Annotated in this window: 9 protein-coding genes; 1 reads left to right on the forward strand and 8 read right to left on the reverse strand. The window is 66.2% G+C overall.

What is annotated here, in order from left to right; genetic code table 11:
* Window positions 1–32: 32 nt before the first annotated feature.
* From DXK32_RS26260 to DXK32_RS26290, 7 genes are all read right to left on the reverse strand, one after another.
* On the reverse strand, window positions 33–662 hold the full coding sequence (locus DXK32_RS26260) for a cysteine hydrolase family protein (RefSeq protein WP_114861204.1): 630 nt from the start codon (window positions 660–662) through the stop codon (window positions 33–35).
* A 44-nt stretch (window positions 663–706) separates the two neighbouring features.
* Window positions 707–1,981: a TRAP transporter large permease gene (locus tag DXK32_RS26265; protein ID WP_114861205.1), complete on the reverse strand. Its 1,275-nt coding sequence runs from the start codon at window positions 1,979–1,981 to the stop codon at window positions 707–709.
* Window positions 1,982–1,984: 3 nt separating this feature from the next.
* Window positions 1,985–2,575 carry a TRAP transporter small permease gene (locus DXK32_RS26270; protein WP_114861206.1) on the reverse strand — a complete coding sequence of 197 codons (591 nt, stop codon included), beginning with the start codon at window positions 2,573–2,575 and terminating at the stop codon, window positions 1,985–1,987.
* Window positions 2,575–3,579 carry a TRAP transporter substrate-binding protein gene (locus DXK32_RS26275; RefSeq protein WP_162801354.1) on the reverse strand — a complete coding sequence of 335 codons (1,005 nt, stop codon included), beginning with the start codon at window positions 3,577–3,579 and terminating at the stop codon, window positions 2,575–2,577. Before DXK32_RS26275 ends, DXK32_RS26270 begins: the two co-directional genes overlap by 1 nt.
* 88 nt (window positions 3,580–3,667) lie before the next feature.
* Window positions 3,668–4,876, reverse strand: a complete 1,209-nt coding sequence (locus DXK32_RS26280; RefSeq protein WP_162801355.1) for an alpha/beta hydrolase family protein — start codon at window positions 4,874–4,876, stop codon at window positions 3,668–3,670.
* A 169-nt stretch (window positions 4,877–5,045) separates the two neighbouring features.
* Window positions 5,046–5,645: a cupin domain-containing protein gene (locus tag DXK32_RS26285; protein ID WP_205215833.1), complete on the reverse strand. Its 600-nt coding sequence runs from the start codon at window positions 5,643–5,645 to the stop codon at window positions 5,046–5,048.
* Window positions 5,646–5,745: 100 nt separating this feature from the next.
* Window positions 5,746–6,744, reverse strand: a complete 999-nt coding sequence (locus DXK32_RS26290; protein WP_114861209.1) for an MBL fold metallo-hydrolase — start codon at window positions 6,742–6,744, stop codon at window positions 5,746–5,748.
* 182 nt (window positions 6,745–6,926) lie between these two features.
* Between DXK32_RS26290 and DXK32_RS26295 the strand changes: the two genes are divergently transcribed.
* Window positions 6,927–7,829, forward strand: coding sequence for a LysR family transcriptional regulator (locus DXK32_RS26295; RefSeq protein WP_247877356.1), 903 nt, complete (start codon window positions 6,927–6,929; stop codon window positions 7,827–7,829).
* Here the strand turns inward: DXK32_RS26295 and DXK32_RS26300 are convergent.
* Window positions 7,814–8,803 (reverse strand): hypothetical protein, encoded by a 990-nt coding sequence (locus tag DXK32_RS26300; RefSeq protein WP_247877357.1) that lies wholly within the window; start codon window positions 8,801–8,803, stop codon window positions 7,814–7,816. The two genes, DXK32_RS26295 and DXK32_RS26300, sit on opposite strands and share 16 nt — an antisense overlap.
* Window positions 8,804–9,155 lie beyond the last annotated feature (352 nt).

Here is a 9,155-nt window from a genome sequence, read left to right on the forward strand (position 1 = left end):
CGCCCGGGGCGGTCCGGCCCCGGGGTTGCCCGTCAGCGGCGGCTGAAGGTGCGCAGCGCCTCGTCGCCCGTCATCACCCAGCCGAAGGCGGCGCGGATGCAGGTCAGCGCCGCCTCGTGCGCCGCCGGGCCGTCCATGGTGTCGACGCAGTCCTCGATGCACACCGCGGCGTAATCCATGACGTTGGCGCGGACGGTGGTCGCCAGCACGCAGCTGTTGGTGTTCACCCCGGTGATCAGCAGCGTGTTGATGCCGTGCCGGCGCAGCATGAAGTCCAGATCGCTGGCGACGAAGCAGTCGTAGCGCTTCTTCGTGTTGACGATCCAGTCACCGTCCGCATGGAGCTGCGGCATGATCTGGCAGCCGGGCATGCCTTCGATGTTGTGGCGTTCGACGTTCTTCCGCGTCGCGGTCGGGTTGTCGGCCCGCGTGCGCCAGAACGGGTTGGAGCGGATCTCGTCGGCATCCCGATAGGTGGTGACGAGGTGCACGATGGGAATGCCGGCCGCCCGGCAGCCGTCAAAGAAGCGTCGGTTGGCCTCGATCACCACGGCGGCGCGGTCCGCCGCCAGGGGCATGGTCGCCACAGCGGGATCGAGATGCCCGCGGTGCAGGTCGATGGCGATGACGGCCGGCTTGGGGCTGTCGACTCCGAAATCCATGGGGAAGGTCCTCTTGATGCAGGGTGGTCCGTGCAGGCGCGCGCTCAGCCCTGGAGCATCGTCGGCCACATGACGCTGATCGGGATGTAGGTCGCCAGGAACAGCGTGATGAGCGCGAGCAGGATGAAGGGAATGACACTCTGCACGATCTTCGCGTAGCTGATCTTGAAGGTCGTGATGCCGATGAAGATGTTGAGCCCGAAGGGCGGCGTGATCATGCCGATCGCGAGGTTCAGCACCAGGACCGCGCCGAAATGCACCGGGTCGATGCCGGCCGCCATGGCGGCGGGGTACACCAGCGGCGCCAGCACGATGATCGCCGAGTTGGGATCGATGAACATGCCGGCGACCAGGAAGATGATGTTGACGACGAGCAGGACGGTCCACGGGCTCAGCCCGTCGAGCAGCCCGCTGATCTGCTGCGGGACCTGCAGAAGCGTCAGGTACCAGGTCATCGCCCCGCCGGCCGCGATCAGGATGAGAAGGGTGGCGATGACCGTGCCCGACGCCACGGACACCTTGAACAGGTCGGAGATGGGCAGCTGGCGGTAGACGAAGCACTCGACGACGATGGCGTACACGCAGGCCGCGGCGGCCGCCTCCGTCGGCGTGAAGACGCCGCCGTAGATGCCCCCGAAGATCACCGCCGGCAGGCCCAGCGCCCACACCGCCCGGCGCGCGGCGGTTACGATCTCGGGCAGCGAGGCCCGGGCGCCCCGCATGATGCCGTGCCGGCGGGCGTAGTAATAGGCGTACCCGGCGAGGACGGCGGTGAACAGGATGCCCGCGCCGAGACCCGCCAGGAAGACCGTTCCCACCGATGCGGAGGTCTGCACCGAGTAGAGGATCATCGCCACCCCCGGCGGAATCAGCATCGACAGGGTCGAGGCGGACAGGATGAGCCCCGCCGAGAAGCCCGCCCCATAGCCCTGCCGCAGCAGGGACGGATAGACGATCGGCCCGATGCTCACCACGGCCGCGGCGCCGATGCCGCTGATCGCGCCGAACAGCGCGCAGGACATGACGGTGGCGATCGCCAGACCGCCCGTGATGTGCCCGACCATCGCCTCGACCAGAGCCACCAGCCGGGCACCGATCTGGCCGCGCGCGATGATGTCCGCCGCGAAGACGAACAGGGGCACGGCGATGAGCGAGAAGATGTTGACGCCTTCCACCACCCGCTGCGCCATCACCATCGACGGCAGGGCCGGTCCGAAGGCCTCGAACGTCGTGATCGTCGCGACGAGGATGCCGAGGAAGATCGGAAAGGACAGGACCAGCAGCCCGATGAAGACCGCCGTAAAGAAGGGAACGGCCATTCCTCAATCCTCCCTGGGCTGTGGGGCGGGCTGTTCGGTAAACAGCGGGCGCGCGTTCCGCGGGTCGAGCAGGTGAGACAGCGCCATGTGCAGGAAGGCCAGCGCCATCAGCGCGCTGCCCAGCGGCAGGGACACATGGAGGAGCCCGCGCGGGATCGGCAGCACCGGGCTCATCTGGAATCCGGTCAGCATGCGCTCCGCCAGCGCGTAGCCGTACTTGGTGATGTAGACCATGGTGACGAGGCCGACGGTGCCGATGAGCACGGCGATCCAGCGCTGCACCGGCGGCGGCACCATGCGCAGCACGATGTCGATCATGATGTGCCGCTGCTCGCGAACCAGCACGTAGGACCCGAGGAAGGTCATCCAGACCATCAGGTAGCGGGCCAGCTCCTCGCCGCCGACGAAGCTGAAGTCGAGGGCGTAGCGGCCGAGCGCCCCGACGAACAGGGTCATGGTTATGGCGAGAAGAGCGAGGCCGACGAACGCCTTCGCAAACAGGTCGGCGCCCAGGAGGAGCCGGTCCAGCCACCACACGAGCGACTGGCCCGGCATGGCGAAGCGGGACACCCGCTCCCCCTGCCGCTCCGCCATCACTTGAGCCCCAGCTCGCTCTTGAAGCCGTCGAGAATCTCCCGGCCCGGGGCGCCCGCCTTGGCCACGTAGAATTTCTCCAGCCCCGGCAGGGTGGTTTCACGGAGCGTCTGGTACTCGGCATCGGACAGCTCGGTGACGGTGACGCCGCGCTCCTTGAAGGCCGTCATGGCCTGGCCGGTCATCTCCTCGGTCTTGGCGACGACCACGTCGGCCGCCTTGTCCACGGCCTCGCTCACCGCCGTCCGGCACTCGGCGGACAGCCCGTCCCACCACGCCTTCGAGACCATGAACAGCTGGTCGAGGTTGCCGTGGTTCGACATCGTCACGTTGCTCTGCACCTCGTGGAACTTCATCACGAAGGTCGTCACGAGGGGGTTTTCCTGGGCGTCGATCGTGCGGTTCTGCAGCGCGTTGTAGGTTTCCGGGAACGGCATGTTCACCGGGTTGAGGCCGAGGATCTTCTGCTGCTCCACCAGCACGGGCGACGGCATCACCCGCGCCTTGAGGCCGGCGAAGTCGGACGGCTGCTTCAGGGGCTTGTTGGCCGTCCACTGCTTGTAGCCGGTGTGCCAGACGCCCAGGCTGACGACGCCCTGCGCCTCGGTGGTCTTGAGGAGCTTCGCCATGGCCGGACCCTTGTGGACCTTCAGGAGGTCCTCGGTCTTCGTCGGCCAGAAGAAGGGGAAGTCGAAGATGCCGATCCTGGGCTCGAAGCCGACCATGAAGGAGGCCGGCAGGACCACGGCCTCGACCGAGCCGATCTGCATGCCCTCGATCAGGTCGGTGGTGCCGCCGAGCTGGGCGGACGGATAGACGGTCGCGTTGATGCTGCAGCGCGTGTCCGCCGCGAGGAGTTCCTTGACCTTGACGGCTCCGAGGTCGCGCGGGTCGCCGGACGGCACGACGTGCGCGATCTTCATGGTGGGGGTGGCCGCGTGGCCCACCGAGGCCAGGGCGATCGCTGCGGCGGTGAAGGTGAAGAAGAATCCCTTGAGTCGCATTGTTTCGCCTCTCCCTGTTTTGTGTTCGCCCTGTTCATGGTCGGCGGGGCATGCCCCGGTCATCCCGCCGGGGCATGACGCGCGGCCGTCAGCGCAGCGCGTTCATTTCGCGCTGGTCGATCTTGAGCTGGTCGGCCAGCCAGTCCGCCATCTTCTCCTGGCCGATCGTCGGGTTGTCGTGCTGGCAATGCTCGGCGCCCGTCTCTTCGACGCTGACCATCTCGAGCGTGACGTCGACGCCGTGCGCCTTGGCGTACTCGTAGACCTGGGTGGCCTGCCGCACGCTCAGCACGTCGCTGCCGCCGTGGCAGATCAGGTAAGGGCAGCGGATCTTGTCGATGTGGCCTTCGAGCTTGAAGTCGCGGCCCTTTTCGAAGGCCTCCCGCATGGAGGACACGCCGAAGACCCACTTGATGTGGTCGGCGAGGCCGTGGCCCTCGTTCGCCTCGCCCCACAGCTCGTTCACGTCCCACACGGCGCCGTGCGAGATCACCGCCGCGATGCGGTGCTCGTAGGAGGCGGCGCGGGCCGCGTAGAAGCCGCCCAGGCTGGAGCCGCAGACCGCGATGCGGTCGCGGTCGATGTCGTCGCGGGTGTGCAGGTAATCGATCATGGCGCCGACCGGCACCTCGTAGTCGGCGCGGTTCGGGATGCCGTGGCGGCGCAGCGTGCCGCCCTGCCCCGGTCCGTCGATCATCAGGACCGACATGCCGCGCTGGACCGGCGCCCGCGCGCTCATGAACCACATCTCGTCCTTGATGCTGTCCAGCCCGCCGAAGGCGATCAGGACCGGCTGCTTTTCGACGCGCACCGGGCTGCGGACGAAGTAGCCGTACATCTGGCCGCCCTCGTAGGGGATCGTGACCTCCTCCATCCGCGGCGTGAGCCAGCGCCCCCACTTCTTGGAGCAGTTCTCCATTTTGGTGAAGGTTTCCAGCCGGCGGGGGTCTGCGGCGTCGAGCCAGAACTCCGCCTGCCGGTAATAATCGACGGCGCGCAGCCAGCAGGCCTTCGCCGTCTCGATGTGCCCCTTCGCCTCCTCCTCGTCGCCGCGCCGGTCGTTCCGGTCGGCGATGTGCAGCCATTCCTTGTGCCAGCTTTCCTTGTCGCCGGGGATCATCCGGCTGGCGGCCTGGAAGCATTCGCTGATGGCGCCGCCGCCTTCCTGCGTTTCACCCAGGGCCCGGCGGAACTGGTAGGCCATCCAGGGATGGTCCGGCCAATGATGCCAGCCGTAAGGCTGGTAATGCGGGTCGCGTCGGTCGGTGACCGCGTTGATCAGTTTTTGCTCTGCCACCAAGGCCCCTGTCTCCCTCGAACATTGTTGGTTGGCTGCCGCGGCGCATTTCTTGGTGCACTGACTGCTGCCGGGTATGACCAAACAGTACGGAGGGGTGGAACCTCTGTCAAGTAACTTGAATGGCGTTCTATGAGCTTACCTGCGCTTCCCGTTGCGGGAGCCCGCTTCAGAAACTGGGAGGGGTGTTGAGCCACAGCACGCGCGTCGGCTCCGCGCCGCTGTTGCGGTAGCTGTGTGGGTGTTCGGAGCGGAAGCAGAAGGAGTCACCCGCGCGCAGCACATAGATCCGGCCGGCAACGGACAGTTCGAGTTCGCCCTCGAGCACGTAACCGAACTCCTCGCCCTCGTGCTCCAGGTCTCCCTCGCTGCCGCCGCCCGGCTTGATGTGATGGATGTTTCCCTGGAGCAGGTGACCGTCGGCGTAGGGAATCAGGCGCTCCAGCACCAGCCCCGAGCCGCGGCGGAGCTGGTCGGTCTGGATCATCGTGCGGCCGCCGGCGCGCGCCACGACATGGGCCGGGTCGTCCACCTGCGCGAACAGTTCCCCCACGGTCATGCTGAGGCCCTTGGCCAGACGCTGGATCATATTCAGCGACGGATTGGCCCGGCCGTTCTCGATCTTCGAAAGCAAGGATTCCGAACATCCGACCTCGTCCGCCAGCTGCTTCAGCGTCAGGCCCTTCAGCATGCGGGTGTGCCGGATCTTCACCCCGATGCGCGCCTCGCCCGAGGTCGTATCCGCCGGTGGGTTGGTAGCGCCGCTCATCACCATGTCCTCGACAAGTTCGTTCCAGCACATGTTACCACATGACAGTGACTTGAACAGGGTTCATGATGTGCATGTCGGCCGACCGCGGAAGCCGCCCTCAGAACTGCCAGTTCGCGGGGACCCAGGCGTAGCCGGCGTCGGTCTTGAGCATCCGACCGAGGCCCGGAAACGGAAAATGGAACCCCAGCACCGGAATGCGGTCGGCGGCGGCCCGGTCGAAGACGCGCCGGCGGGAGGCCAGGGCGGTGTCCTTGTCGCGGTCGGGTCCGGGACGCCAGGGATTGTCGACGTTGACGACCGGGTGGTAGGCGAGGTCGGCGGTCAACAGCAACTGGTCGTTTCCGGAATGGACGAGGAAGGTCGCCATGCCCGGCGTGTGGCCGGCGGCGACGATCGTCGTGAGGCCCGGCACGATCTCGGCGCCGGCCTCGTAGAGTTCGACCGCGTTGCCGACCGGTTCGAGGCTGCTCTTGATGGCGGCGGCGAAGCGGCGGCGGAAATCCTCCGGAACGGGCATGTAGGACAGGTCCGGATCGTTGCGGACGAAGAAGTCCCAGTCCGCCCGCGGCACGAAGACGGTGGCCCGGGGGAACGCCCGGCCGCCGCTCGCGGTCCTGAGATTGCCGACATGGTCGGGATGGGTGTGCGAGATCACGATGGCGTCGATGTCCGCGGGACCGAGCCCGATCGCCGCGAGGTTCTGAAAAATCCGCCCGCCGTTCGGCCCCATCGTCGCGCCCGCGCCGGCCTCGACGAGGATGCGCCGTCCGCCGGTTTCGAGCAGAAGGGTGTTCAAATTCAACGTCATGTGGTCCGTCGGCAGGAAGGCGCGCCGCAGCACCTCCTGAAGCTCCGCTTCGGGCGCATCGCTCGCGTAGACGCGCGGCGGACCGCCGATCACGCCGTCGCTCAACACCGTCGCACTGATGTCGCCGACCCGGAAACGGTAGTGGCCGGCGTTGCCGGTTGCGGGTGTTGTCGGCGTCGGTTGCGTCGCCTGCGCGGACGCGCTCCCACCACCGGGAGCGAACAGGGTCGCTGCGCCGACGGCGGCGGACAGCATGATCCGGCGTCGGTTCAGAGTGAGGGCATTCATCGGCGTATCCTTCCCAGTGGAGCGCCCGCTTCCCGCCACGGGGCCGGGGGGGACCGCTGGCGGACGGCGATCCGGGCGCGACGATCAACCGCAGATCGACCATGACACGGCAGGATTGCGCTGATAAGCTCTGCAAAAGTGATCGGCTTGATTAGGCCAGCTTCGCAATGAACCCCATTCGCTTGGACAGCTTCGATGTGTTCGCGGCGATCGTGCGCTGTGGCGGCTTCCGCGCGGCGGCGCTGGAACGGGGCGTCTCGTCATCGGCCTTGAGCCAGACGATGAACGCCCTGGAGGAGGCGCTGGGCATCCGGCTGCTCAATCGGACGACGAGGAGCGTATCGCCGACGGAGGCCGGGCAGCGCCTCCTCGACCGCCTGGCCCCGGCGCTGAGCGACATCCAGCTTGCGATCGCCGAGGTCGGCGAGTTGAGGGACAGCCCATCGGGAACGCTGCGGATCAACGCGCCGGCGCCCGCCGTCGATCATCTCCTCTGCCCGCTGGTCTTCGACTTCATGGACGCCTATCCCGAGGTGAGGATCGAGATCATCAGCGACGCCGCGGTGATCGACATCGTCGAGCAGGGGTTCGATGCCGGCGTCCGTTTCGGCAAGCAGTTGGCGCAGGACATGATCGCGGTCCCGTTCGGGCCGTCGCTGCGATACGCGATCGTCGCGTCACCGGATTACATCGCGCGGCATGGGCTGCCGGTGACGCCGCACGCCCTGGTCTACCACGACTGCATCAGGCGGAGATTTCCCGGCGGGACCCTCGTCACATGGCGCTTCGCCCGCGGGAGCGACGCGCTGGAGGTCACGCCCGCCGGACGCCTGACGGTCAGCACGGTGCACAACGAGCTTCAGGCCGCCCTGGCCGGCCGGGGCATCGCCCACGTCCTGGACGACTATGCGAAACCCCATCTCCGGGACGGCCGGCTGGTGGAACTTTTCCCGGAGTGGAGCCCCACCTTGCCGCACTGGTTTCTGTACTACCCGAACCGCCGCCTGCCGAGCGCGGCCATGCGGGCCTTCCTCGATCACATGAAGGGTTACGACTGGCGGGCCGGGGATCAGGCCAGCTTCTGAACGACGGTCGCGATGCTGGAGCCCAGATCACCCAGCGTCTTGACCGTCGCGCCGTACTCGTCCGCGTATTTCTTGAGAATCGTCTTCCAGTCGGCGTTTGGAATCGCGTCGTAGGTGGACGGGTCGAACGCCCGCCGCGCTCCGTCGATCAGCGCGTCCAGGCGCTTCAGATCGGCGCGGGCCGCGTTCAGCAGCGGGGTGAGGCGGTCGATCAGATCCTTGTACCGATTCACCTTGTTGACCAGACCCAGGAGGGTGGAATCCGCGGTGATGGTGATCCCGTCGATCTTCTTCTGGGTGAGGATCCGTTCCACGTCCGCGTATTTGGCCTCCGCTGCGCCAAGCTGCCGCTCCAGCTTGTTCACCGACTCCGCCATGAGGTAGCGTCGGCTTTCGGCCCGCTCGACCGCCTTCATCGCCTCCTGCGCGCTGGCCCTGTGTTTCTTCACGGCGCTTTGCAGAGCGACCACCTCGTCCGCGCCATCGTTGAAGCTGTCGTAGGCCGCCTTCCCTTCCTTGACCACGTCGAGCGTGATCTTGGCGCCCGCCACGACCAGCGGCAGCGCCGCGCCCCCGGTCAGCACCGTGGCCGTGATGGCAAGGGCGGTCGCCGTCAGAGCGAGGGCGATCTTTCCCACCGTCTTGGCGTAGACCTTCCACTTCATGTCTTCGAGCATCTTGCGCACGGCCGCGTCGAGGCCGGAGAAGGCCTTCTTGACGATCAGCTTCATGACCGTCGCGATGCCGCCGACGATTCCCCCGAAGCGGTCGGCGGCCCGCTGCTCCATGGTGTCGTTGATCGTGTTCAGGAACAAAAACAGGTTGCGGCCGTCGATCTCGTGCTTTTCGATCTTCTGATCCCACGCCTGGATCTGCTTCTTTATTTCGGCGACCGTCTTCTCTTCGGTCTTCATCAATTCCTGAATGGCCTCGCGCACATTCTTGTTGAAAAGATCGACCACCTTCTTCGGCATCGGCTTTCCCGATGGGTCCGTTTTCGGGGAATCCCAGGAGAACTCGACATCCACCTTGTTGTTGTTTCCGGAAAACTCGAAATATTTGTATTTTCCGTACTCGTAGGAGAATTTTATCGACTGGTCCGCCATGCTGTCCATCCTCCACCGCAAAATGCCGCAAGGCGTCGCCCAGTCGGGAAGACGGCCATGGCCACAGGGTGAGGCCCCGATGAATATGGGGGAAGACGAATTGTCTCCAGTTGGGATCGAACCGGTTCGCGACCCCAGCAATTTGGCGCGGGATGATATCTCCAGGGCAATCGCATTTGACCTTTATAGCCCTCTCCCCTCCGGGGAGAGGGTGGCCCGC

Source organism: Azospirillum brasilense, from assembly GCF_003349955.1.
GTDB classification, from domain to species: domain Bacteria; phylum Pseudomonadota; class Alphaproteobacteria; order Azospirillales; family Azospirillaceae; genus Azospirillum; species Azospirillum brasilense_B.

What these genes read in the sequence shown, in the direction of transcription:
- DXK32_RS26260 (WP_114861204.1), bottom strand. Translation starts at nt 662, where the DNA reads ATGGATTTCGGAGTCGACAGCCCCAAGCCGGCCGTCATCGCCATCGAC.
- DXK32_RS26270 (WP_114861206.1), bottom strand. Translation starts at nt 2,575, where the DNA reads ATGGCGGAGCGGCAGGGGGAGCGGGTGTCCCGCTTCGCCATGCCGGGC.
- DXK32_RS26285 (WP_205215833.1), bottom strand. Translation starts at nt 5,645, where the DNA reads ATGAGCGGCGCTACCAACCCACCGGCGGATACGACCTCGGGCGAGGCG.
- DXK32_RS26265 (WP_114861205.1), bottom strand. Translation starts at nt 1,981, where the DNA reads ATGGCCGTTCCCTTCTTTACGGCGGTCTTCATCGGGCTGCTGGTCCTG.
- DXK32_RS26300 (WP_247877357.1), bottom strand. Translation starts at nt 8,803, where the DNA reads ATGCCGAAGAAGGTGGTCGATCTTTTCAACAAGAATGTGCGCGAGGCC.
- DXK32_RS26275 (WP_162801354.1), bottom strand. Translation starts at nt 3,579, where the DNA reads ATGCGACTCAAGGGATTCTTCTTCACCTTCACCGCCGCAGCGATCGCC.
- DXK32_RS26290 (WP_114861209.1), bottom strand. Translation starts at nt 6,744, where the DNA reads ATGAATGCCCTCACTCTGAACCGACGCCGGATCATGCTGTCCGCCGCC.